Genomic DNA, 24,190 nt, shown 5'->3' on the forward strand with positions numbered 1-24,190 from the left:
GCCGCCGGCTCCAAGCAACGAAAATTCGAACGACTCAGACGAGGGACTGGAAAATATGCAACATTGTAGGCGGCGTAGTCAGCCCAATACTCGCGAATTTGTTCCTGCATTACGTGTTTGATCGGTGGATGCAGAAACACCATCCGGAAGTTCCCTTCGAGCGCTATGCTGACGATGCCATCTGTCACTGCCAAAGTGAAACGCATGCGCGTTCACTCAAGCAGGAACTGGAGGCGCGGATGGCGGAATGCTTGCTGGAGCTTCATCCAGAGAAAACCTAGATCGTGTACTGCAAGGATGCAAACAGACGAGGAACCTATCCGATCTGTCAGTTCGATTTCCTGGGCTACACATTCAGGGTGCGAAGCGCACTGAACCGAATGGGGAAATTGTTTGCAAGCTTTACTCCAGCGGTTAGCAACAAGGCTGCGACGGCGATGCGGCAAGATATGCGTCGGCGTGGTTGGCTAAGGCGCTACGATTTTGGACTCAACGAGCTGGCGGACAAAACTTGTCCGATCCTGCGCGGCTGGATTCAGTACTATGGGCGGTTTCACCGGTCTGTGCTTATCAATGTGTCCTACGCGCAATCGATTACGCGCTGGTGCACTGGGCGCAACGGAAATACAAAACCCTTCACGGCCGCAAAGCGCGAGCGTGGACATGGCTGAACGGCGTCAGAGCTCGCCAGCCGGGCCTGTTCCCGCATTGGTCATTGGAGGGAGGTTGAACGATAGGAGCCGGATGAATCGAGAGATTCACGTCCGGATCTGTGAGAGCGTGGCGGTGAGATTCCTCTGCGCTACTCGACACAATGCGCCGACCGAGAGCTTCTGGGGGACGGCTCAAGACTGCCAGTTTGCACGGAAGAAACTTCGCCACCCGGCGCGAGGCCATGGACGCAGTGCTCGACTGGATAGCCTTCTATAATCACCGACGGCTTCATTCCACGCTGGGTTACCTCAGCCCTATGCAATACGAACAACGCTGGCATGCGGCACAGCGCATAAAGGCCGCATAACCCGAGACCTAAGAGCTACACCAAACAGGGGCAACATCAGTAACGACGTCGCAACGAACTTGTCGTGAACGGAAACGTACAGTTGTTTGGGACGTTAAGGCAAATCTTTACCGCCTGAGCGGACGCGCGAAACACAGCGGAAAATGCGCAGAGCGGTCTCCGATCTTACGCTGTATATCCAGGGCAAAAATCTCCGATCCCGAGCGGCGGAGCAGCCCATGCCCGCTCGCTTGAACTAGCCCATATGGTGTCAACGATCCCGCGGTTGACGTTGTCTACCTAGCCGACAATCAACACCGGCAATTCCGCCATACTCTTGCATTGTTATAACAATTCCGGATCAGAAGTTGATCGAGCGTATGCTTGCCCCGAAATGACGCACCATCGGCCGGCAAGGCAAGAGCGACAATCGCCGCAACGCCAAAGCTCATCGCATCTAAAACGGCGAGTCGGTACAGGGACATTCTGCCTCGTACTTACGAACCGCAATTGGTAGAATATGTCTGGGGCCGCAACTCTCGCCTGAACTGATTTCCACCATAGTCCACGAAGCCGCTATAAATGCCGCTCGACTGAAGAAGACACAATTTATCCATGGCGTAAGCGCGTTGCCTTAAAAGCCGGGTCAGAAGCGACGTATCGTGATCCCGTGCTTGCGCAATGCATAGCCGATCTGCCGCGGGGTGATTCCCAAGAGCCGCGCGGCCTTCGCCTGTACCCACCCAGAGCGCTCCATTGCCCAGACGAGACGTTCGCGCTTACCCTCTGGCCTATCACCAACCGACGAGACCTCGCTCACACCGCCATTGAGGCCGCCAGCAGCGACGCGTGTTGGAAAATTCGGTACCTCACTCGCAGTACAGTCTGATGTGCGTGCGGGACGTACTGCATCTTCGCGTTCGATGTGGTGCAATTCCTGGGTCAAACACTGGTCCATCTCACAGAGGAATGAAAATCGATCTATCGTATTATCGCACGACATCGTCGCGGTCCTTTCAACACAGTTTTCCAACTCGCGCACATTGCCTGGCCAATAGCAACTTGACAGTACTTGCATCGCTTCATCGCTGAAGTGCAGCGAACGACCGTTCTCGCGGTTAAAGTGATCAAGAAAATACTGGGCCATCGCCGGAATATCTTCGCGTCGCTCGCGCAGCGGCGGCAACACAATATTTACCACGTTGATACGATAATATAGGTCCGAGCGAAACTCGCCGCCCTTCACCATACTTTCGAGATTGCGGTTTGTGGCAACAATAAGCCTTACGTCAGTTCTCACCGGCGTCGTGCCGCCGACTCTTTCGAACTCCCGCTCCTGCAAAACGCGTAATAGCTTCGCCTGGAAAGACGGGGAAATATCGCCGATCTCGTCGAGGAAAAGTGTCCCGCCGTGCGCGAGTTCAAACCGACCCTTCCGCTGAGATTGTGCCCCCGTGAATGCCCCCTTTTCATGGCCAAACAACTCGCTTTCCAGTAGCGTTTCTGTTAGCGCCGCGCAGTTCACCGAGATAAACGGTTGCTCCTTGCGGGGCGACAGACGGTAGATAGCACGCGCGATCAACTCTTTGCCAGTGCCACTCTCTCCGCGCAACAAAACCGTTGTTTTCGCTGATGCCACCTTGTGGACCTGCGCAAATATCCGCTGCATAGAGGCAGATCCACCTACCACGTTATCGATCTGATACAAAGGAAGAGTAGCGATCTGGGGCCGACTGAGCTCCTGCTGCGAGACCTCGCGCGTGCGCTTCGCATCGCGATCAAGCAGGAGTGCCTGAGCCATTGGCGCAGCGACAACCTCCATGAGCTGGAGTTCGCTAGCGAAACCGTGCTTCTCATCCGGTCTCTCGCAGAATGCGATAAGGACGCCGAGCGGCCTGCCTTCGTGCCGGATTGGTGTTCCAAGTAGAGCGACGTGTTTCCCGTCAAAGCCACCGGCTCTCCTTACGATATCCTTGAAAACCGGCTCATCATGCACCTCTGAGACGAGCATGGGTGAGTCGCTCGTGTGTATCCGCCCGACGATCCCCTCCCCGGATAGAAAACGCACACGCTCTCCCCATCCTTCCGGCAGCCCCGTATAACAAAGACTGGCAAGATGCCCATCCGGCTCCGCCACAGCGATAAACGCGGAGCGCCAGCCTAGCGTATACGACAGATGCCGCAGGGATCTATCCAACGTCTGCTCGGTATTCCGCGACGAAACAAGCATCTTTATAACCTCGTACACTAAACCGAAATCGTTAGGATTCTCGTTGGCATGAAACTGCGGCATTGATTTATGCTCCCGAGATAGCTCGTCAACCCAATCGAAAATGCGACTAGACATGATGCAGTCGAAATGTCGACGACGGTAATTTAAAAAACCTCAACTGAGTGCACGCCAGACAATTCTGACAAAACGAACAAATCATCGTTCGGAGTGTCGAATAAGTTCGACAATGACCGAAACACGCCTCCGTGCGCCCTATCATGCTAACCTAAAAATCCGTACGCGCTGCGACAAATTTGTGTCGATTTCGTCCACTGTAAGGTCATTACTGCTTGATACCGACAACATAGGAGCGAAACAGGAACAAAAACTGCTTCCATTTAGCGGCGCTGATCAGACAGAGCTACGTCCAACGATTTTCTGGTTCTTCGCCTCATTCAATAAAAGTTCGCGAAGCCAGATACTCGCAGGGTCACCATTATGCTGCGCAGGCCACTGGATGGCTTCAGTGAACGTAGACAGAGGCAAAGGTACCTCGATGATTCGCAAGGGCGCTACGCCTGCGAAATACATTGCCAAGCGCGACGGAATTGTTGCGATACGGTTGGTGCGCGACAACATCGAAGGAATCAGCTCAAAAGTCGGTAGGATAATATCTTCGCGTCTCTTGAGACCGAGTTCGAGTAAGAAGAACTCTTCGATTGATGGCCTACGCGCACGCCCGAACCTCACCGTCACGTGTCCCATGGACATGTACTTGTCAAGCGAAAGCCGCTGCGTTAGCTGCTTGTTCGTCGGACACCCGACACACACAAACCTCTCCTCAAAAAGAGGAGCTTTTGGATAAGTATCGCTCAACAATAACTCCGGAAGGATAAGGAAATCGGCATCGCCTCGCCGGAGCAATTCACCAGGCTCGTCATCAGGGAATAGTAGCTCGAAGCTCACTGAAGGGGCTTCATGCGCGACCCGCTTTATGACGTCGCGAAAATACACAAGCGTCATGAAGTCAGAAAGACAGACCCTGAAGCGTCGATTCGACTTCTCTGGCTGAAACACGTCCCGTGAAATGATCGAAAGCTGGATGTGCGCTAGCGCTTCCCGAACCGGCTCAGCGAGTTCCATTGCTCGGGCAGTCGGGACGAACTCCCGCCCCCTCATCACGAACAAGTCATCACCGAAATAGCAACGCAACCTCGAAACCGCCGCGCTCATGGCAGGCTGGCTCAAATTGACGCTGCTCGCCGCGGCTGTGAGACTGCGCTGCGTCATCAGTGCATCCAACGCGACGAGAAGATTGAGATCTAGACCTTTGAAGCGCATATTGAAACATCCACCGTTCGGATGAGAGACATCGAAACAATCGATTGTACAAATCAATTGTCCTCGCGCAAAGTTATGGCAACGGAATTGGAGACATAGTGAGATCAAATTTCTTTGACATACCCTGGATTAGGTCTCTGCTGGCCTCAGCATTGCGATTTCCCGTTGCGCACACGCTCTAGGAGCTTGCTCGGTGCGACGAGTGGAAATAGCCTGTGCCTTATCGGTAGCCTGTTTCTAAAGTGGACTGAAAAAAGTGAAGCGCTCCTCTTACTTATCTGAAGTTTTCGAATGCGGCGATCCCCCTCAACATCGTAAGGTTTTCCTTACATTTGATGACGGACCAAGCTCCGTATGGACACCCAAAATCCTGGACGTTTTGGCGCAGCACGGAGTTTTGGCGACGTTCTGCGTTCTGGGAAACCGCGCGGCGGACCATCCGGAGTTGCTAGCGCGGATGATAGCTGAAGGCCATGAGGTCGCCAACCACACGACAACCCATCAGAATCTATCGAAATGCGAACCGCATTTCGTTCGGCGAGAAATATTGAAAACGAACGAAATAATTGAGAATTTGTGCCCTGACGTACCATTGCGGTACTTTCGTGCACCGTACGGAGAATGGACAAAAGAAGTCATCGCCGAAGTGGAAAACGCAGGCCTAACGGCGCTTCACTGGTCCGTCGACCCGCGAGATTGGTCTTGCCCAGGCGTTGACGCAATTGTCGATGCTGTGCTGACGTCCGTTCGGCCAGGATCGATTGTGCTCATGCATGACGGAAGTCCACTTGGGGTGTCCGACTCCCAAGCTTGCGCTGCATCCCGCGCGCAGACAGTCATAGCATTGATGCGTCTAATTCCGGCATTGCAAGAACGAGGCTTCATAATCAGTTCACTTCCTCCGTCGCGACCCAGAAATTCCAATATCTGCCCGTAGCTATAGATCGACCCTATCGAACTGCTGGACATGCTACCAGATGGCCTCATATAGATAGATTAGAAAATTCTCCAATGTGGGCTGCAGTGAACCGACGCGTAAGGAAATGATGACACGAGAAGCAGCCGTTTCTGATTCACCTTTCCATCGCTCCTGACTCGAGCTCAATTGTATAGGTTGCTACAATAATTATGCATATTAGCATGATTATAAATCAACGCGCCCTCGATTAAGACGAGGCGGGTTATGTCTTAATCGGTACAGTTAGTTGATTTCAACAAATCGCGCTTTGAGCCTGATTCAAATTCCATGAATCATGGCAGGCTTGCAATCTGATCATTTTCAAACGCCCCCCCTAACAAACCGACCTAGATGAACATACCTGCCATAATTAGCACGACATCCGCGTTAATGTATGCGCTACTTTCGACGATCTATAAAAGTGCGCAGGTTATCCATAGTTTGCGCGTCGATGCCGCCCAAATCAATCCAAAGGGCTCGGGTCTCCCGGACGTCGATATCGTCGTGCCGTGCTTCAACGAAGATCCTGCCACACTCCGGGCATGTCTCGCTTCGATCGCGACTCAGGAATACGCCGGGGCGTTAAAAGTCTACGTTGTCGATGATGGCTCTTCCAACCGAGACACCTTGAAGATGGTGTACCGCGAGTACGGGCACGATGCGCGATTCAACTTTCTTCTCCTTCCTCGAAATCTGGGAAAGCGCAAGGCACAGGTCGCCGCAATACGCTCCTCCTCCGGAGAACTCATACTTAACGTCGACTCGGATACCACGTTGGCTCCGGACGCCGTTAGAAAGCTCGCATTAACAATGAGTGATGTAAATGTCGGCGCCGCAATGGGCCAATTGACGGCCAGCAATCGCAACGATACGTGGTTAACCCGACTGATCGATATGGAATATTGGCTCGCCTGCAACGAAGAGCGTGCCGCTCAGGCCCGCTTCGGCGCAGTTATGTGCTGTTGCGGTCCATGTGCAATATACCGACGCTCTGCGCTACTTTCGCTCCTGGACCAGTATGAAACACAGTTGTTCCGAGGAAAGCGAAGCGATTTCGGTGAGGACCGCCATCTAACAATTCTCATGCTATCGGCAGGCTACCGAACGGAGTATGTTCCAGGTGCAATTGCGGCCACCGTTGTACCCGACAAGCTTTGGCCGTACTTACGACAACAACTGCGCTGGGCCCGCAGTACTTATCGCGACACGCTGCTAGCACTACGCCTATTACCCCGACTTGATGGCTACCTAACGCTGGATGTCGTTGCGCAAAACGTCGGAGCACTACTGCTTGCCGTGTCCACAATCACTGGAATGATCCAGCTGGCCGTGACGAACACTACACCTTGGCAGCCATTCCTCGTCATCGCTTCAATGGCCGTCGTTCGCTCCACAGTAGCTGCGATTCGAGCTCGCCAACTTCGATTTCTTGGATTCGCCATGCACACAGTTATCAATATTCTGCTCCTGATTCCAGTAAAGATCTATGCACTATTTACACTGAGTAACAGTGACTGGCTGTCCCGAGAGGGCGCGTTGGGCACATCGAAAGACCAAAGGAAGCACATTAGTCTGCCGGAGCAGCCCACCGCAACTAGTAACGCTGACTCGAATAGCACCGCGGCGCAATTTAATCATAATAGTCGCGCGTGTGCGCCGAATTCATATGACTCATCTGGAAATGCATCCGTAGCAACTGACGCTTAGCTCGGGATAATACGTCAACCTCCTTTCGAGGAAAATAAACATCTCAACCGACAATGTCCCCTACACCGATCACGTTCACGAACGTCAGAAAATCGTATGGAAACAATTCTGTCGTCAATGGACTATCGTTCCGTGTTAATTCTGGCGAATGCTTTGGCCTATTAGGACCTAACGGTGCCGGTAAAAGTACGGTCGCGCGCATGGTCCTCGGCATGGCACAGCCTGATGCTGGAACAATCACCGTCCTCGGCGAATCAATACCGACGCGCGCTCGCCTAGCAAGAGCTCGTATAGGCGTGGTTCCCCAATTCGACAACCTTGAACCCGGGTTCACGGTGCAAGAGAATCTGTTGATATTCGGACGCTACTTTGGCATGAGCACAGCCGAGATTGACGCGGCAATCCCATCGCTGCTTGAGTTCGCGCATCTTGAAAGCAAGGCCAAAGCGCGCGTGAGCGAATTGTCGGGCGGCATGAAACGTCGGCTAACTATCGCGCGTGCACTAATCAATGACCCCCAATTGCTAGTGATGGATGAGCCCTCGACTGGCCTGGATCCACATGCGCGCCACCTGATTTGGGAGCGCCTCCGCTTACTGTTAGCACGAGGAAAAACGATTCTTCTCACTACGCACTTCATGGAAGAGGCGGAGCGCTTGTGCGATCGGCTCTGCGTCATCGAAAAGGGACGCAGCATAACCGAAGGCAGCCCAAATGAGTTAATTGAGCAGCAAATCGGTGGCCACGTTATGGAGATATATGGTGGCAACCCACACGACTTGCATTCATTGCTCGCGCCTCATGTATCACGCGCCGTAGTAAGCGGGGAGGCTCTGTTTTGCTATGCATCTGATCTAGAAAAAGCACGCGCGCCGTTGCTCGATCATGCTGGTCTGCGCGTTCTGCAGCGCCCCGCAAATTTAGAAGACGTCTTCTTACGGCTAACGGGACATGAAATAAAGGATTCGTAATGTACGAAAATTTCCTGATGAATTTACCGTCAGATGCATTGACTTGGTGGACTGTATGGCGACGCAATTATCTAGCGTGGAAGAAGTCCGCAATCGTCTCGGTTCTAGGGAATCTTGCGGACCCGATGATATACATGTTCGGTCTGGGTTTCGGTGTCGGATTTCTCGTAGATCGCGTAGATGGTACATCGTATGTTGCATACTTGGCAGCCGGAATGGTTGCCACAAGCGCCATGACCTCTGCGACCGTCGAGACAATCTATGCGGCTTTTTCTCGCATGCACACCCAGCGCATGTGGGAAGCCGTTCTGTGTACGAAACTCACGGTTGGGGACATCGTTTTGGGCGAAATGACCTGGGCAGCGACCAAATCCTTATTGGCCGGCACTGCGGTTTTCGTAGTTACCACAATGTTAGGCTATTCAACATTTTCGAGTGTGCTTTTCGTTATTCCGATCATTATCCTGACCGGCCTCGCCTTTGCGAGTATCGCTATGGTAATCATCGCCATAGCGCCAAGTTATGATTACTTTGTCTTCTACCAAACGCTCGTTCTTACACCTATGCTGTTTCTAAGCGGTGTGATTTTCCCAACGAGTCAACTTCCTGGTACGTTCCAATTTGCGGCTCACTTTCTACCGCTGACACATGCCGTTGAACTTATCCGGCCAGCCATGCTTTCACGTCCGGCCGCTGACGTCGGCCTGCACGTGGCTACGCTATCCGGCTTCGTAGCATTGCCATACTTGTTCTCCACTTCGTTGGTTCGTCGACGTCTTATGTCTTGACGCCGACGACGATCTACTTGAGTTGGAGCTATATGTCACCAATTCCGCTATTTACACGCCATGACTAATCCCGTGTCGACAACGAGGTCGTTTGTAATCCTCGGGATGCCTAGAACGGGCACGCATTATCTAGAAGAACTGCTCAACGAACATCCGAATGTCTTGAGCAATGGGGAGTTGCTCAATCCATACGACATGAAATGGCCTGACCGAAAGCGTTTGCTACGTGGCGATCGCGAGCTGCTAGAGCTAGCCTATCTTAACTTTCCCGGCGCGGGAAAGATAGAAGTGACGCACGTCGGATGCAAGATCAACCAGCCCCAATTTCAGGAGCGACCTGGGTTCTTTGAAGAGTTGATTCGATGGCCACGCCTCCAGGCTATACTCATGCTTCGCAGGAATACATTGGAGTCATTGCGATCGCTGGCGCAGGCAAGGCAGAGTGGTCAATGGCTCAAATTCGACGCGGATGCCGACCTAGGCACTCCTCCGCAGGTTACCTTGAAGATCGAAGTCTGCGAGGCCTATTTCAAAGCTGCTGACGATTTTCACCACCAAGTTTGGGACGGCTTTCTGTCGGAAAATATTCTTACCATTGAGTATGAGAATCTGCTTGGCGATTCCAACGCATGCCTGCAGTCGGTTTGTGCGTTCCTCGGAACATCAGCGCACCAACGGCCGCGACGCAACGTCCTTCAGCGTCAGGAAATGAGACCGCTAGAAGAAACGGTGCTCAACTTCTCGGAATTAAAACGACACTTTTCCGGCGGTTGTTACGAAAAGTTCTTTTAACCCATAAGAATGCAAAGCGCTATTCCATGGATGGGATTTGCAGTTCGTTACAATTAAAAAGAGTCTGCTATGTAACGATTGATCATTATAATTTCGACTCCTTCATATTGATAGGACCGACGCATATCGCTTGCTAATGTGAATCCTAATTCCCATTGGTAAGCGTGGCAAGAATTCCAACTAATTGTGACTTTCATGTCCTCAAAAATTCAATGGAAATTGTGTTGGGAAAATGATCTTCAGCTTTCGGATCATATCCAATTGGCTGATTTTTTCCGAAGGACGTATGGGCCGACCGGAGCCTTTAACGCAAAACCCTTCGAAGGCGGTCGAAGCTGGGCCGGAGCACGCCCCGAACTCCGCGCCATCGCCTATGATTCACAAGGTGTAGCAGCTCACATGGGCTCCCTGCGTCGTTTCATCAAGGTGGGTGGAGTGGATGTTCTTGTAGCAGAACTGGGTTTATATGGAGTGCGTCCGGATCTGGAAGGGCTCGGAATCAGTCATTCAATTCGCGCTATGTATCCAGTGCTGGAAGAGCTTCGCGTCCCGTTTGCGTTCGGTACAGTTCGGTACGCGTTGAAGAATCACTTCGCGAGATTGTTCCGACATGGAATGGGAACAATCTTGGAGGGCGCTCGGGCACGATCAACGCTAGCAAACATTCATCTAGACTTGCCTCCAACCCGTATAGAGGAAGTGCTTGCAGTAGTTTTGCCAATTGGCAGCTCGTTGTGTGAGTGGCCGGTTGGCACCACGATTGAGCGCAACGGCCCAGCGCTATGAGACCTCCTCGGTTGCCTCTGGAATCCGTCTGACTCGGTTGGCCACCTCGCATTCTGTTTCATATCCATCAAGCAAGGTAGGTAGGTAAAATTGACTCATGTAAAGAATTTCGAATTGCTGCGTCGTGAGTTGGATTCAGACGACCCTTGGCAACTTGACAGTAATCCGTTTGAACTTGAGCGTCACTGGCAAATGCTTCGATTGTCACTCGCCGGGGGGCCGATCACCAACGCGCTGGAAGTCGGATGCGCGGGGGGGGCGTTCACGGAGAAATTGGCGCCCTATTGTCAACGGCTCACGGTCATTGACGTGATTCCGCAGGCGATTGCAAGAACACGCGAACGCCTTAAGCAACCAGCGAATGCGGTTTGGGTATTAGCGGACGTTAAGAATTTCTCGACCCAGGATAAATTCGATCTTATTGTAGTTGCGGAGGTTTTTTATTATCTTAGCGACCTCGCGGAGGCACGCACCGCCATCCGAAATCTTTCACGGATGCTGGCGTCCAACGGCCAATTGGTATTCGGGTCGGCACGTGACGCAAATTGTCAGCGATGGGGACACGTTGCAGGTGCAGAAACGGTCCTGGCCTTACTGAGAGAGGAACTGACAGAAATAGAACGCGTGGAATGCGTCGGTCAATCACCCAATGAAGATTGCCTACTCGCGCGATTCCGCAAAACGACGTTCTCATCACATAAACAAATTTACCCGTGTTAATGGCGGAGTGTTTATTATGCGAATCTGCGGAGTCAAACTGACGCACGATGGAGCAATCGCAGTTGTCGAAAATGGAAAACTACTTTTTTCCATCGAGCAAGAAAAGCGAGATAACAATCGTCGATATCAGAAAATCGACAACCTTGACACCATTGTGTCCGCATTGTCTGAACACGGCTTGTGTGCCGAAGATATTGATCATTTCGTCATCGATGGTTGGGACGGCGAAGTGGAATCGCACTTTCAAGTTTTTAGCGGCGCGCATGCTATTAGCCTTAAAGCGGCTCCGTATACGGAACGTCGCCCCGATAAGCTTCTCGATTCATTTCACTACACTGGACTACTGATCGGTGGCAAGTCGTATCCGTATAAGAGCTATCCTCATGTTTCCGGTCACGTAGCATCCGCATACTGTAGCAGCCCGTTCGCGCAGGATAATCAGCCAGCGCTCTGCTTAGTATGGGATGGAGGCATCATCCCGCGGCTATATCAAGTTAAGCGTCATGAAGCACACCTGGTTGACTGCTTGTTTCCCATCGTAGGTCACATATACGCAGGAGCAGGTCATCACTTTGGACCATACAAGAAAGCGGGCGGCGCGGCATGGGACCTTGGAGTGGCCGGCAAGCTTATGGCGTACATCGCTCTGGGATCCGTCGACGAACACGTAATCAGCGTATTCCAGGGGCTTTACCAGGAGCGCTTCGCTGGTGACACAAAGCTTGCACGATATTATCGGGAGAATATCCATATCCCGGAGTTTGCACTCGCAGCGGTACGCGATTTCTTCGAAGCAAGTATGATGCGACTGACATCAAAGCCACACGAGAACGTGCTCAGGTCTTTTCATGTCTTTCTTGAACGTCTTCTTGTACGTGAAATAAAAATGGCACTCGAACGCCATTTTACTCAAGGGCCCCAGAATTTGTGTATTGCCGGTGGATGCGGGCTCAACATCAAATGGAACAGCGCATTGCGGGAGAGCGGCCTTTTCTCCGCGATCTGGGTCCCACCGTTTCCGAACGATAGTGGATCAGCGATTGGCGCTGCGTGCTGTGCAATGGCTGAGGACAAGGGCTTCATACCGCTAGAATGGTCTGTCTATAGCGGCCCATCCGTGAAATTTGGCCAAATTCCCCCTGGATGGACTGCATCTCGCTGTTCCATTGCGCAACTCGCTCATTTACTAGCCGATAATAAACCCGTTATTTTCCTTTCTGGTCGCGCAGAATTAGGGCCGCGGGCATTGGGTGGCAGAAGCATCTTGGCTGCCCCGACTTCGCCGACAGTGAAGAATTTCCTCAACGACATCAAACTGCGAGAACACTTCCGTCCCGTGGCGCCAATATGCCTTGAAGACCGTGCACAACTCATCTTCGATCCCGGTACTCCAGATCCCTACATGTTGTTTGACCATCAAACACGCGTGGAATGGCGGGACAAAATTCCTGCCGTCGTGCATCTCGACGGGTCTGCTCGATTGCAAACGATTCGACGGGACTCTCTGCATCCCGTGGCGCAGTTACTCGTCGAGTACGAAAAAATCACGAATATTCCATTGCTATGCAACACCAGCGCAAACCACCACGGAAGAGGCTTCTTTCCGGACGCTGCTTCAGCCTGTGAATGGGGAGGCGTCGAACAAGTATGGTGCGATGGGTTTCTATTTAGAAACGAAAGTGGCGTTGGCCCAGCCATCAAGGGTTGACAACCAGTTCAACTCGGTACGGTGGACTCGACCAATCGAGAACCTTGCCCACTGATATCCATGACGCCTAACTCCCTAGTCAGGCACACGGAACTCCCGTCACAATGCTTTTAAGTGCGCATACCATCGAACAGCATCAACTATTCCAACTCAATTAACTAGACCAATATGACTAATGAGGCGCCGACCTCACATCTTTATATGCACGGCTTCCACGTTTCTCCTGAATCGAGGTCGCGGTTGCTCAGCCAAAAGCCGGCCATTCTCTGGTTCACGGGTCTATCCGGTGCTGGAAAATCTGCGATCGCCGACAGGGTCGAGACGCGTCTTCATGCATCAGGGACGCTCACCTACATTCTCGATGGTGATTCGGTCAGACTTGGTTTGTGCAAAAACCTTGGCTTTAGCGTCGCGGATCGACATGAGAACGTACGGCGTGTTGCGGAAGTTGCAAAATTGATGGCTGACGCTGGCCTTGTGGTTCTGGTGTGCCTCATCTCACCGTTCCGCGGCGATCGAGAGCTAGCCAAGACTATCGCAGGCAACCACATCTTCGCCGAAATTCACGTCCATGCATCTTTGGCCGCGGTCGAGGCTCGTGATCCCAAAGGACTATATCGGCTTGCGAGACGGGGGGCAATTCAGCATTTCCCGGGTATCGACTCTCCGTATGAAAAGCCGACAGCCCCGGACGTCTTCATAGACACTTGCTCAAGGTCTATTAATGAAGGCGCCGACATTGTATTGAACTGGCTTGAGCAACCTTAATCCATCTCGTTATACAGAACTACAACCACCTTCTCGGCGAGGTCTGATGCCTGAGGCTGCGTAGATTCCGAGGCAAGGGGTTGTAAGCATCGGCAGATTCGCGTACTCTCGGATTTTCGGGCAGCAATGGGCAACGAGTTGGGGGCATGGGTGGACGAGGAATTTGAGAGTCTGGATCTTGGTGATCCGCGGCGGGATAAAGGAAAGCGTACGCTGGATTGAAGGGTATGAACGCGTTGCGGAGCAAGGCGCGCTATTGACCCAGACACGGCTGGTCTATGTGACGGACCGCGAGGGTGATATTGCCGAGCTGATGTCGCGCGCCCAGAAACTTGACCAACCGGCCGACTGGCTCATCCGCAGCCAACACAACCGCAACCTTCGGTGCCGACACTCAAGAGCGTCGGGCCCTCAGCCTGTACGCGGCGAGGTTGGCGCGAGATTCCCCGCTAGCCCGGTTCATGCATCCGAGTAAGGCGGTGCAGCCGTTCGTCATCCCGCCGGCAGCGTCGTCGTTGGGTGAGTTTTTCCCAACCAAGCTGGACGCCATAAGCCCATGCTACGTTGCGCCAACGCTCCATCGAATCGGAAACCGGTAGTGCCATCAATCTGCGAATTTCAAATTCGGCGGCAGCCGTAATTTCTTTGTAGGAAACGGAGTGCCCGCCGTTTCGGAGATCTGTTTGTTGTGGGACCATGAAGCTCACGATGGTTAGATGAAGCGGTCGGCATTGAGATGCCAGTGGCGCCTTTCGGGACATTCGTTTCGGCAAGGCTCTAGCGTCAGGAAAGCGAACATCATGACAACGACATTATGCGGCCTCTCGAAAAGATGTAGTACCGATTTGACAATATTTAACCCATCAATTCGATAGTTCCTTAAAAATCAGAAAATACTGATAATAAAAAAGGATTTCCTGATTCTGCAGTCGGCACGCTTGCTCGCTAAACACCGAGCCGGAAATGCTTGGCGGCTCACACGATCGAAGCCAGCAGCCTGTTGCGAGAAACGCGCTGGGATGGATCTTCGTCATCCGGGCCATTCTTCCGGTGGCACGCGCCATGCCGCCGCTAAGCATCGCAGGCGAATAGAACCTACTCGACGATCCTGCACAGCGCCCTGCACGAACCGCTCGTGGCCCTGATCCCGGGCGATCGCCGCGCAGCGCAGCCTCATAAAGGGGCAGCAGAGAAGCGTAGATCTGCCGACAGACGGGGAAGAGCAGAGCAGACCTCAACTTTTCCGGCGAACGGGCGATCCGGACGTCTGCCGTTTAGCAAAGAGCGACGACAATGTTCGCATTCTTGCCTTGGCCCGCGATCGATGGATCGACTATCCGCGCGCAACACAGGCGTTCAAGGTCTTGGACTGGTTGGTGAAGACTCCTCCACGGCAGCGTATGCCGTGCGTGCTGCTGTATGGCGACTCGAACATCGGGAAGACCCAGATCATCGCGAAATTCGCACGGCGCCATCCAGACGAAATAGCAGGCGTGGAGCACCGGAAGGTTGTGTCTATGCAGATGCCACCGACGCCCGACCAGAGCCGCTTCTATACATCGCTCCTGTTTGAGCTTGGCGCGCCGTTCAACGCAGCAGCGAGGCTCAACGTGCTCGAGAATCTGAGTCGCGAGGTGCTGAGCCAGCAACGGGACCCAGGTTACGGAAAGTAGGTGATTTCTTGGAGCAACTCGGGCCCCACTCCCGATCGCACATGGCGATGGCAGCTTGAACCCGCCGGGCCGGCACAACGCGCCAAGATCGATGCCCTGAGCTTAATCTCCTTGCAATCCGATTCGGGGAAAACGCCCCGACGAGAAACCGTTCACTAACGCGAATGGGAATGGGAATGGGAATGGGAATGGGAATGGCAAATTATCAGGTGGGCAAATCCTATGGGTGCTATATACGGCGTATTTGCCTCCGCTTGTCATTCCCGACCCGCGGGACCGGCAATCCGCTGACCGCGACCGCGTGAACATCATCGTCATCATAGATGCCCGCGAACTCCGCACGAGCCGGCATGGCAGTGCTTGCCAACGGTGCGGATTGCGGCTTGAATGAGGGGCGTAGCGGCCAAAGTGCGTATTCCACGGAATCCGACCAGCCGTTCCACGCGAAGCCGACCCGCGATTCCACATGAATCCGACCAGCCTCGAGCGTGGGATGCAGGGTTGTGCGTTTTTACTCCGACTCGCGTTTGTCGGTCAATTTATTTTGGTTCTTGCGCATCGATTCTCCATCCAGAGAGAAGCGATGGGCGTTGTGGACGAGCCGGTCAAGGATGGCATCGGCCAGCGTAGGATCGCCAATCGCGCCGTGCCAGTTTTCGATAGGAATTTGGCTGGTCACGATTGTCGAGCGCGAGCCGTGCCGATCATCCAGCAGTTCAAGCAGATCACGGCGCGCCTGGTCGGCAAGAGGCGCCATCGCAAAGTCATCCAGGACCAGAATGTCGGTTTTGGCCCATTGGGCCAGCAGCTTCGCGAAGCGCCCGCTGCCGTGTACGATGGCCATCTCCTCGCTGAACTTCGGCATACGCAAGTAGCCTACGGAGTAGCCCTGTCGGCAAGCCTGGTTGGCCAAGGCGCACGCCAGCCAGCTCTTGCCCAAGCCTGTCTTGCCGATCAGGATCACGTTCTGGTGTCCCCGGATCCATTCCCCGGTCAACAGGCGGGCCAGCAGCGCCCGGTCCAGTCCGCGGGCAGCGCGGTAGTTGATGTCCTCGGGCACGGCGTCGGCGAAGCGAAGTTTTGCGCGCCGCAGCCGAGCCGAGAACATGCGTGACTGGCGCTCACTGCTTTCGCGTTCGACGAGCAGCCCGAGACGCTCTTCGAAGCCGAGCTGCTCGATGCTGACCTGCGATTGTTGCTCGGCAAGTGCCGTAGCCATGCCGAACAGGCGAAGCGCGTTCAGCTTTTCAACGGTTGGGTGGTGCAACACGATATTCGTTCCTTTCAGTGGTAGTAGGACGGCCCGCGCAGGTTGGCGTGCATGAGCGGCAGTTCGGTCTGTGCCGTGGCCGCCTCGGCCTTGCTCTCCAGACCGTTCTTCAGTGTCGAGGCGATGAAGCGATAGCTCGGCGCCTTCAGATCGATGGCGCGGCAGCAGGCGGACTCCAGCCGCTCGTGCCCGTAGTCCTTGGCCATGCGCAGCACCCCCAGGCAAGTGCGGTAGACTTGCTGCGGATGCTGCCGACTACCCAGCAGGTGTTCGATCACTGCGGCGGTGTGCGGGCCGATCTCACTGGCCCAGCGCAGCAACCTTTGTGGGTTCCACTCGGTGGTGGCCGCCCGGTGGTTTGGCGGCATGTGCGCGTCGATCGTGGTGTGATGACCGCGCCGATCACAACGAGCATGCGCCGCGATGCGCTGGCCCCGGTGGAAGATCTCGACGGTCCCCTTGGTGTAGCGCACGTCGACCTGCTCGCGCGCGTGGCTATACGGCACGGAGTAGAAGTGCCCTGCCAGTTCTACGTGGTAGTCGATGCCCGCGCGGGCGAGCTTCCACTCGGCAAACTGATAGGGCTGCGCCGGCAGCGGTTTGAGCATTGGGCGGTCCAGCTCCTCGAAGGCGCTACGGCGGCAGCCGGGCAGCTTCTTGAACGGCTTGTCGTTCATCTCGATGACCAGTGCGGCGATCTCCCGGTTCGCCTCCTCAAGGCTGAACAGCCGGCGGTTGCGCAGCTTGGCCAGGATCCAGCGTTGGGCCAGCAATACCGACTGCTCGACCTTGGCCTTGTCGCGGGGGCGATATTTGCGGGCCGGGATGATCGCGACGCCGTAATGCCTGGCCAGGTCGCCGGCCACGGCTTACCGGATTGGTTCTGACCAGTCCCTCGTCAACAAGAAACTCGAACAGCAGTCGGACTGCGGTGATCCGTTGTTGCAGCGTTGCGTTCGACAGGAAACCGCCTGAGTCGATGCGCACCACATTCGCATTCGCTCGCCTCGGCTGAGTCCGCAGTTCGCCAACATACTGTGCGATAGTTTCGTGCGACACGCTGCGTAGATCGACGGAGTGGCTCAGAGCAAAGCGAAGGAATCCCTCTATCGCATACATGTAGGCCGCGATCGTATTCTTGGCCAGGCCGAGCATCACGCAACTCTGTATCCAGCGTCGAGCGCAACAGTTCGAGGCAATCAGCGGATACCGTTCCCAGACAGGTTCGACCGTAGAACCATCTGCAGCCATGATCTGCTCCTCGCGAAACGAATGCTACTTCGCCATCAAACGACGATTCGGAACAGGCGCGCAGAGCGAATCGCCCTGGGCACGGGTTACCCACCGGGCCGCTCGCCTCCCGCTACAGAGAAGCGGGCGGCGGCCCCGTGGATAACCCTGCGTGATCTGTTTCAATATGTTCTGCGCACCAGCCAACATAAGAATTGGCCTACCGGAGCACAGATTCAATTCCAAATAACTTATACGAACCGGCCGTTCGCCGAGTGGTCCGAGGTGTTCCCGAACGCCGCCTGTGTCGTCTCGCTGGTTGACCGGCTCGTGCATCGTGCCGAAGTCATCGCAATCGAGGGCGAGTCGTATCGCGTCAAGGAAGCGCGTGAGCGAGCCGATCAGCGAGCAAAGAAACGCAGTGCGGCCCGGGCGGAGAGAAAGCCATCATGACGCGTCCGCATCTGCCCTCAGGCATCACCCACGGGCTCGACTTCCTGATCCCAGACAACTGGTCCGCTGAGCAGGCGCTCGCCGTCGTCGAACTCATCGACGATCTACGCGAGCGGATCTGCGCGCACTACCAGCTCGCGCTGCATGACCTGCTGAGTGAGCAGCGCTCGCCCCCCGAGAAAGGCCTCGACGATCCGTTCTAACCAGCACCGGCCCTCCCAAACTGCAAGGGGCCGCATGCGGCCCCTTGGTTACCCAACCATACGCCGCCATTTACTGTCGCTTTTACACCGCCGTCAACAGTTGCGCTTGGTCAAAGAAAATGTCAGCGCGAATCGATGGAGTCTTGTCGAATGCGGAGTCGGATGACTGCTCCGCATCCTGGCTCACTGTCGATCTCCAGTTCTGCATCGATCAGCCGAGCCCGTTCGGCCATCCCCTGAAGGCCATAGGAAGAGCCAGCCCGCGCCGAAACAATGTCGAAACCTTGCCCGTCGTCCCTGATAGCAAGTTCGATGCCCGATTCGGTGTGGGCAAGGGTGACATCTACCCGTGATGCGTTAGCGTGACGGGCCACATTGGTCAGCGATTCTTGAACGATACGAAAAACCGCGGTCGCGCGTGTGTCGGACAGACTTGGTTCGGGACGCTCTGCTTCGAAATGACAAAGAATCTGAGTATGGCGGCTAAAATCAGCAGCGAGCCATTCCAAAGCCGAAGCTAAGCCATAATTCAGTGCTGTTGGACGAAGGTTGCTAACCACATTGCGAACGATTCTTATGGTCTTATCAACGAGCTCGCGCATCTCATTGGCCTTGTGAATTGCCGCAGCATTCGTCGACAATTGCATTCTCAGTAGTGAGACATCAATTTTGAGAGCGGTGAGAAGTTGGCCGAGTTCATCGTGAATTTCCATTGCTATGTACTTTCTTTCCTCCTCCCTAATGACCTCTTGATGCGCCGACAGCCGTTGTAGTTGTTCGCGCGATGCCAACAGTTCGAGCTCGGTGCGTTGACGTTCTCTCACCTCCAGTTCGAGTTGATCGCGCTGACGCTTTAGGTTTTCTAAGGCGTCTTTGCGAGCAGTAACATCGGTCATCAGGCCTTCGAGGTAGCCGAGCCTGCCGTCGTCTCCTACGAGGCCACGCGCATTCAATTGAACCCAAATAGGAGTGCCATCAAGGCGGCTCATCTGCAGTTCGAGGCCGAGGATTTCACCGTTTGCGCGCAGCATCTCAAAGAGCGTTTTCGTCCAGCAGGGATTAAATGGATTTTCATCTGGATTTTTTTTAATCAGGTCAGCCGCATTGTCATATCCGAAAAGTTGTGCCATAGCTGGATTGACCTCAGACAGATTCCCTTCCTGATCAAGCAAAAAAATACCCTCAACGGCGTTTTCGACGATGCTACGATATTTCCTTTCACTTTCACGTAGTAGTAGCGTCGACACACGAAGGCGATCAGCCATTATATTGAAGCGCATGGCGAGTCGTCCTAATTCATCATCAGATTCGACTGCGCAAGTGGCATTGAGATCTCCGCCGGCGATTCGGTCGACCACATCTTCCAAGCGATTAATTGGAGTGCGAACCATTCTTTTGAGTAAAAGGAACGTTGCAGCGTAGAGCAAGACAACGACAGCCGCCATGATTGCGAGAATACCTTGGCGCGCGCGGTTGATTGCCTGCTGAGCTACCGCTTTAGTTAGGACAACGCGGATCTCACCGATCTTCTCTCGAGGCGCGTTTCCGGGCGGGCCATATTCTATCGGCCTTATACGTACCACGGCTTCACCGGGTCTTAACTGACGGACATTTTTTACGCTTGATACCTCACCGTAGCGCTCAGCCGTCACTGTAAATTCCGCGACCTCTGGATTCGGCGCAAGCGCGGCGAGCTGACTTTGGATAGCGCTGACATCGATGTTCCACAACGGCAAAGCAAGTGACTGACTAAAAAGGTCAGCTATTCTTGTGGCACGCTCACCTAGTTCGACAAGTCGCCGGTTACGTTCTTGTTCGAACAAAGCATAAGCAGAAGCTCCTGCGACCGTAGCGACAAGTACAAGTAGCGCAAGCATTAACTTGGTATGCAGACTCACCGAGGCGAGAGCAAACCTTGGTAGCAGATGCATCACAACTTCTTGGCCATGGTTTTGAACAGATATTCCGGATTGAAATCGTAGACAACAGTACGCGGGTGGAGGTGCTTTGAGTAGAGTCCGAAGTCGAGAGTCTCCTCCGTCCTAAAAACGACGTCAGCGAATCGGCTAGCATTTTTGCGGTGAACAATGCTTAGATAGTCCAGCTTCAAGCGAGAACCTTCAGAGGTTGAGAAGTCTTTACCCCAGTGGTAGTCATAGAGCATTACCATGGCAAAGGCACCCACAAAATAGTCTCCTGCCACGATGGCCGTCAGGCCGCCGTCGGCGACACTAGTGAGTGCCTCCTGCAATGCTCCCATTCCGCCTACCACAACACGAGAATTGCTTACCTTGGCTGCCTCCAATGCGCCAAGTGCCATGGTGTCATTGGCAGCCCAGATTACATTGGCTCCCGGATACCGGGCGAGCAGTACGCGTGCCTTTTGGTTGCTATCAGCATAGCTCCAGTCGCTAAATGCCAATTGACAAATACGTGCGTTAGGTATGTGAGCCAGATATGCTGCGACCCCTGCCGCTCGTTCCAGGGAAACGGGTGTATTGGGGTCTCCGGTTATTCCGATCACATTGATTTCAGGTTGATGAACCTTTTGATGTAGAAATTGCATCAGGCGATAACCTCCAAGTTCGGCGTTCGCAGTTAGCGTACCTATCCAATTTGGAAAGCGCTCCCGCTCATTTCCAACTCCGCGGCGCTGCTCTGGCGTTAGATCGTTGTGAATAACAAAAATCTTGGCAGGCGACCGTGCGAGCGATATAAGCATCTGCTGTGCCGCCATTTTCTCGTTAACAATAACCACGTAATCAGGTGGCTCACTACGTCGAGCAACTTCTTCAGCCTGACGTTGCATGAGTAAATGATCGCGCTCCGCGTAAAGGATTTCTAGCTCTATATCAAATGTTCTTGCAGCCATGGCCATGAATTTCGAAACCAACTGCCAATGTTTCCCAGTGCCACGCTGAACAGCTTCACCAGGGTTAAGGAAAACCACACGAGGCGAGCGAGGGCTTAACGCATAATTTGGCTTCAGTATGCCCATTAGGCTGAAGTATGTGCAAGCGCGAAGAGTTGCTCGACGATTCATTTGGCAGTTTGCTGCGCTATCAAACGCTAGTTGTTCGACTTATTAATATAGATAGGAGGCGGAGTCACGTCGTTTCATGGAACAGATCTGAATTTTAATTATGTTGATGGGTTGTCTCCTTGTGACAGGGCGCTAGATGCCCGGTATAGCGCTCCGAATCGATGATACCGACGGGTGGTTTTTTAAAATTCCTTCGGGGAGTGATAGCCCAGGGCGTCGTGCAGGCGACGTGGGTTGTATCAGCCCTCGGTGTAGTCTCACGGACCATCCGATCCCATCGAAGCCTCAACATAGGCCTCTCCACAACATCGCCCGAAGGCAATAGAAGTGTATTCGGCAGCCTTGATCTGCGCGGTGAGTCACTACGCACGAACGCAATATCCAGCGCTTGCAACATCAGTGCGCGCAGTTGACTACCCGTGGCGCAGCCTACGATGTGGCGGCCGTAGATATCGATGACGACAACCGAGTGGCAAAACCCGCCAGCGCTCGGCATATGCGTCGCCTTGATCGAAGTGTGCGTATCGGCACATACGTGGCGCGCGCACTCGTGGTATCCCATATGTACTTGGCGAGCGGAAGTGAATTTTATGGATGTGCGCGTGCAAGGGCGTCACACGCGGCGTGAGCGTTCCTTCCAAGCAGGACACTGCGCGAGACCTTAGGCGCCATGTTGGACAACGGATAGCGATCCTGGTTTGAGCGAGTCATGAACCTGTACCTTATTGGGCAGTGTGTCGGTTTCCCCTGGGCAAACCGGGCGAGGTCTTCGCAAGTATCTCCCTATTCACTTTGACCTGCCGGTTCTCGCGGCTTAGCCACGCTGGTCCCCGCTGTTCGGCTGTCATCAGGCCAGGAAATCGGAATCGCGATCCGCTTGGGTGATCCATTTGCAGATCGTCTCGGCTGGCGGACTCCTTGGCCGGATCCTCACAGCAGCGACCCAGCTAGGACAGGTTAACCGTTTGTTGACGGGAGACAATGCTTGATGGACGCGTTTCAGGCATGGTGCACACGTGGGTCACCTCCACAGGAGAAGAGTTGCTCTTGCCAGCGTCGTCACCAACCCGACATTCTCGAATGTACTAGTCCACTGCGTCATTGAATTGGCACCGGGCGAATTCGCCGCGATGGATCATCGTACTTCCACTTGATTGGCTTGGGATTCTCGTTGTGTTGACGGATATAGCGCATCAGCTTGCGATCCAAGTCCTTCACCGAAGTGAGGACGCCTCGTGCGATCACATCGCGCTGAATGCGCGCAAACCAGTTCTCGACCTGATTGAGCCAGGACGTGTAGGTCGGCGTATGGTGCATGTGAACGTTGGGGTGTTCGCTGAGGAAGTCGCGCACGCGCTCTGTCTTGTGACTGCTCACGTTATCGCAGATGACATGGATTTCTTGCTCCGGTGGCTGACTGGTCACAACGTCAGTGAGGAAGGCCACAAACGGCTCACTGGTATGGAGTGGCGCAGTCTTGCCGATCGCCTCTCCGGTTGCTGTATTGAGTGCGGCAAACAAGCTGAGCGTGCCGTTACGTTTGTATTCAAAGCCATGACTCTCGGCGCGCCCCGGCGACAGCGGCAACATCCGGTCCTTGCGATCCAAGGCTTGAATTGCGGTCTTCTCGTCCACGCAGAACACCACCGCATGCGCGGGCGGGTTCAGGTACAGCCCGATCACGTCCGCGGCCTTGATCTCGAAGTCCGGATCATTGGAGATCATGTGCTTGTCCAATCGATGCGGGCGCACGCCATGTCTGCGCCAGATGCGCTGCACAGCCGTGACCGACACGTTGCCTGTAGCTACTCCAATGCGTGGACCCATCCGCAGGCTTGCGTTTGAGCGTGTAGTTCAGCATGCGCGCCTCAAGCTTCTCGGGCGGCTGCAGCGGCGCTCGCCCAGGGTGGCGCGCGTACAAGCCGGACAGTCGCTCGGCCAGAAACCGATTCGACCAACGCGATATGAAACGCGAGTCGCACCCCAGCCGCTCAATGATCGCGTCGCGCGACTCGCCGTCTTCAAGCATCAGGATCAGCCTGGCTCGGCGCGCGTCGGCTGCCCGAATGGTTCGGCTGCGAGTAGCCGCCAACAGTTGTTCTCGCTCGAGCTCGGTCAGATTCATTTTTCCCATGCACCTGATCTAACCACGAATGGGGTGCTTTTTCAATGACGCATTGGACTAGTCGTAGCGCGCAGTATCATCACCCATTGCTACCACTTCGGGTCATCCCCTCGGGCTGCAAGATCATTTGCGCCCAGGTAGAGCAGATTCTCTAGCGCCTTAGCGTGATTTCTGGGGCAGCGGTCGTTCCGAAGTGCATTATAAAATACATAGAGCGGTGCAGGCGAAATAACATCTTAATTTGACCTACCTGTTACCTAGATACTATGAAGGGCCGCGGAAGTAAGCCCCCTGGAGTAAAACGAGGATTCGGAGTCTCGTTTCTCAAGGAGCACGCAGATGAACGCGCCTGACACAGCCCTTCGCGGGCAGGATACGACGATCACCGGCTGGCTGTACATCGCCTTCGAACTAGGCGACAAGAGCTGGAAGCTGTCGCTGG

The 24,190-nt window shown here is 54.3% G+C and carries 19 protein-coding genes and 5 pseudogenes; 16 read left to right on the top strand and 8 right to left on the bottom strand.

Going from position 1 to position 24,190, the window contains the following annotated elements; genetic code table 11:
• From J8I82_RS35475 to J8I82_RS35485, 3 genes and pseudogenes are all read left to right on the top strand, one after another.
• Nucleotides 1–281, top strand: a 281-nt coding sequence (locus J8I82_RS35475) for a reverse transcriptase domain-containing protein (RefSeq protein ID WP_245180521.1), incomplete at its 5' end; no start/stop codon positions are given.
• Nucleotides 282–449: 168 nt separating this feature from the next.
• On the top strand, nt 450–671 hold the full coding sequence (locus J8I82_RS39780; RefSeq protein ID WP_431831609.1) for a group II intron maturase-specific domain-containing protein: 222 nt from the start codon (nt 450–452) through the stop codon (nt 669–671).
• 142 nt (nt 672–813) lie between these two features.
• Nucleotides 814–1,021 (top strand): annotated as a pseudogene (locus J8I82_RS35485) (IS3 family transposase); the annotation flags it as partial.
• Between the two features lie 625 nt (nt 1,022–1,646).
• Here J8I82_RS35485 and nifA read toward each other — a convergent pair.
• A complete protein-coding gene (nifA, locus tag J8I82_RS35490) occupies nt 1,647–3,293 on the bottom strand; it encodes a nif-specific transcriptional activator NifA (protein WP_209764788.1) in 1,647 nt (548 codons plus the stop codon).
• 330 nt (nt 3,294–3,623) lie between these two features.
• Nucleotides 3,624–4,553 (bottom strand): LysR family transcriptional regulator, encoded by a 930-nt coding sequence (locus J8I82_RS35495; protein WP_209764790.1) that lies wholly within the window; start codon nt 4,551–4,553, stop codon nt 3,624–3,626.
• Nucleotides 4,554–4,809: 256 nt separating this feature from the next.
• Here J8I82_RS35495 and nodB point away from each other — a divergent pair, with 256 nt between their 5' ends.
• The 11 genes and pseudogenes from nodB (at nt 4,810) to J8I82_RS35545 (ending at nt 15,424) form a co-directional block, all read left to right on the top strand.
• Nucleotides 4,810–5,490, top strand: a complete 681-nt coding sequence (nodB, locus tag J8I82_RS35500; RefSeq protein ID WP_209764798.1) for a chitooligosaccharide deacetylase NodB — start codon at nt 4,810–4,812, stop codon at nt 5,488–5,490.
• 372 nt (nt 5,491–5,862) lie between these two features.
• A complete protein-coding gene (gene nodC, locus J8I82_RS35505; RefSeq protein ID WP_209764800.1) occupies nt 5,863–7,218 on the top strand; it encodes a chitooligosaccharide synthase NodC in 1,356 nt (451 codons plus the stop codon).
• Nucleotides 7,219–7,271: 53 nt separating this feature from the next.
• Nucleotides 7,272–8,189, top strand: coding sequence for a nodulation factor ABC transporter ATP-binding protein NodI (gene nodI, locus J8I82_RS35510; RefSeq protein WP_209764802.1), 918 nt, complete (start codon nt 7,272–7,274; stop codon nt 8,187–8,189).
• Nucleotides 8,189–8,977 (top strand): ABC transporter permease, encoded by a 789-nt coding sequence (locus J8I82_RS35515; protein ID WP_209764804.1) that lies wholly within the window; start codon nt 8,189–8,191, stop codon nt 8,975–8,977. Before nodI ends, J8I82_RS35515 begins: the two co-directional genes overlap by 1 nt.
• Nucleotides 8,978–9,037: 60 nt before the next feature.
• Complete coding sequence (locus tag J8I82_RS35520; protein ID WP_209764806.1) at nt 9,038–9,769, top strand: sulfotransferase; 732 nt, start codon at nt 9,038–9,040, stop codon at nt 9,767–9,769.
• Between the two features lie 195 nt (nt 9,770–9,964).
• Nucleotides 9,965–10,555 carry a NodA family N-acyltransferase gene (locus J8I82_RS35525; RefSeq protein ID WP_209764808.1) on the top strand — a complete coding sequence of 197 codons (591 nt, stop codon included), beginning with the start codon at nt 9,965–9,967 and terminating at the stop codon, nt 10,553–10,555.
• 114 nt (nt 10,556–10,669) lie between these two features.
• Nucleotides 10,670–11,275: a nodulation methyltransferase NodS gene (gene nodS, locus J8I82_RS35530; RefSeq protein WP_280908702.1), complete on the top strand. Its 606-nt coding sequence runs from the start codon at nt 10,670–10,672 to the stop codon at nt 11,273–11,275.
• Nucleotides 11,205–12,983, top strand: coding sequence for a nodulation protein NodU (gene nodU, locus J8I82_RS35535; protein WP_280908703.1), 1,779 nt, complete (start codon nt 11,205–11,207; stop codon nt 12,981–12,983). The genes nodS and nodU overlap by 71 nt, the downstream gene beginning before the upstream one ends.
• 168 nt (nt 12,984–13,151) lie before the next feature.
• A complete protein-coding gene (cysC, locus tag J8I82_RS35540) occupies nt 13,152–13,751 on the top strand; it encodes an adenylyl-sulfate kinase (RefSeq protein ID WP_209764812.1) in 600 nt (199 codons plus the stop codon).
• A gap of 187 nt (nt 13,752–13,938) precedes the next feature.
• Nucleotides 13,939–14,133, top strand: a pseudogene (locus J8I82_RS38780) (IS4 family transposase); the annotation flags it as partial.
• Between the two features lie 928 nt (nt 14,134–15,061).
• Complete coding sequence (locus tag J8I82_RS35545; RefSeq protein WP_245180523.1) at nt 15,062–15,424, top strand: TniB family NTP-binding protein; 363 nt, start codon at nt 15,062–15,064, stop codon at nt 15,422–15,424.
• Nucleotides 15,425–15,935: 511 nt separating this feature from the next.
• Here J8I82_RS35545 and istB read toward each other — a convergent pair.
• The 3 genes and pseudogenes from istB to J8I82_RS39485 form a co-directional block, all read right to left on the bottom strand.
• Nucleotides 15,936–16,694, bottom strand: coding sequence for an IS21-like element helper ATPase IstB (gene istB / locus J8I82_RS35550; protein WP_209764823.1), 759 nt, complete (start codon nt 16,692–16,694; stop codon nt 15,936–15,938).
• Nucleotides 16,695–16,708: 14 nt separating this feature from the next.
• Nucleotides 16,709–17,560, bottom strand: a complete 852-nt coding sequence (locus tag J8I82_RS39480) for a Mu transposase domain-containing protein (RefSeq protein ID WP_284183251.1) — start codon at nt 17,558–17,560, stop codon at nt 16,709–16,711.
• A gap of 37 nt (nt 17,561–17,597) precedes the next feature.
• Nucleotides 17,598–17,945: pseudogene (locus J8I82_RS39485) on the bottom strand (site-specific integrase); the annotation flags it as partial.
• Nucleotides 17,946–18,170: 225 nt separating this feature from the next.
• On the opposite strand from J8I82_RS39485, the pseudogene J8I82_RS38790 reads away from it, so the two are divergent.
• Both J8I82_RS38790 and J8I82_RS35565 read left to right on the top strand, forming a co-directional pair.
• Nucleotides 18,171–18,377: pseudogene (locus J8I82_RS38790) on the top strand (ATP-binding protein); the annotation flags it as partial.
• The gene (locus J8I82_RS35565; protein WP_209764825.1) at nt 18,374–18,580 is read left to right on the top strand and encodes a hypothetical protein; all 207 of its coding nucleotides are present in this window, start codon (nt 18,374–18,376) and stop codon (nt 18,578–18,580) included. The pseudogene J8I82_RS38790 and the gene J8I82_RS35565, both read left to right, overlap by 4 nt.
• A 122-nt stretch (nt 18,581–18,702) precedes the next feature.
• On the opposite strand, the gene J8I82_RS35570 is transcribed toward J8I82_RS35565, so the two are convergent.
• The 3 genes and pseudogenes from J8I82_RS35570 to J8I82_RS35580 all read right to left on the bottom strand — a co-directional run bounded on the left by J8I82_RS35570 (nt 18,703) and on the right by J8I82_RS35580 (nt 23,766).
• Complete coding sequence (locus J8I82_RS35570) at nt 18,703–20,511, bottom strand: PAS domain S-box protein (protein WP_209764827.1); 1,809 nt, start codon at nt 20,509–20,511, stop codon at nt 18,703–18,705.
• Nucleotides 20,511–21,623: an ABC transporter substrate-binding protein gene (locus J8I82_RS35575; RefSeq protein WP_209764829.1), complete on the bottom strand. Its 1,113-nt coding sequence runs from the start codon at nt 21,621–21,623 to the stop codon at nt 20,511–20,513. Before J8I82_RS35575 ends, J8I82_RS35570 begins: the two co-directional genes overlap by 1 nt.
• 1,098 nt (nt 21,624–22,721) lie before the next feature.
• Nucleotides 22,722–23,766: pseudogene (locus J8I82_RS35580) on the bottom strand (IS630 family transposase).
• Nucleotides 23,767–24,190: the final 424 nt, after the last annotated feature.

It is taken from the genome of Cupriavidus consociatus (genome assembly GCF_017814975.1).
Classification (GTDB): Bacteria; Pseudomonadota; Gammaproteobacteria; order Burkholderiales; family Burkholderiaceae; genus Cupriavidus; species Cupriavidus consociatus.

What these genes read in the sequence shown, in the direction of transcription:
- J8I82_RS39780 (WP_431831609.1), top strand. Translation starts at nt 450, where the DNA reads ATGCGTCGGCGTGGTTGGCTAAGGCGCTACGATTTTGGACTCAACGAG.
- nifA (WP_209764788.1), bottom strand. Translation starts at nt 3,293, where the DNA reads ATGCCGCAGTTTCATGCCAACGAGAATCCTAACGATTTCGGTTTAGTG.
- J8I82_RS35495 (WP_209764790.1), bottom strand. Translation starts at nt 4,553, where the DNA reads ATGCGCTTCAAAGGTCTAGATCTCAATCTTCTCGTCGCGTTGGATGCA.
- nodC (WP_209764800.1), top strand. Translation starts at nt 5,863, where the DNA reads ATGAACATACCTGCCATAATTAGCACGACATCCGCGTTAATGTATGCG.
- nodI (WP_209764802.1), top strand. Translation starts at nt 7,272, where the DNA reads ATGTCCCCTACACCGATCACGTTCACGAACGTCAGAAAATCGTATGGA.
- J8I82_RS35515 (WP_209764804.1), top strand. Translation starts at nt 8,189, where the DNA reads ATGTACGAAAATTTCCTGATGAATTTACCGTCAGATGCATTGACTTGG.
- J8I82_RS35520 (WP_209764806.1), top strand. Translation starts at nt 9,038, where the DNA reads ATGACTAATCCCGTGTCGACAACGAGGTCGTTTGTAATCCTCGGGATG.
- J8I82_RS35525 (WP_209764808.1), top strand. Translation starts at nt 9,965, where the DNA reads ATGTCCTCAAAAATTCAATGGAAATTGTGTTGGGAAAATGATCTTCAG.
- nodU (WP_280908703.1), top strand. Translation starts at nt 11,205, where the DNA reads ATGAAGATTGCCTACTCGCGCGATTCCGCAAAACGACGTTCTCATCAC.
- cysC (WP_209764812.1), top strand. Translation starts at nt 13,152, where the DNA reads ATGACTAATGAGGCGCCGACCTCACATCTTTATATGCACGGCTTCCAC.
- J8I82_RS35565 (WP_209764825.1), top strand. Translation starts at nt 18,374, where the DNA reads ATGACGCGTCCGCATCTGCCCTCAGGCATCACCCACGGGCTCGACTTC.
- J8I82_RS35570 (WP_209764827.1), bottom strand. Translation starts at nt 20,511, where the DNA reads ATGCATCTGCTACCAAGGTTTGCTCTCGCCTCGGTGAGTCTGCATACC.
- J8I82_RS35575 (WP_209764829.1), bottom strand. Translation starts at nt 21,623, where the DNA reads ATGAATCGTCGAGCAACTCTTCGCGCTTGCACATACTTCAGCCTAATG.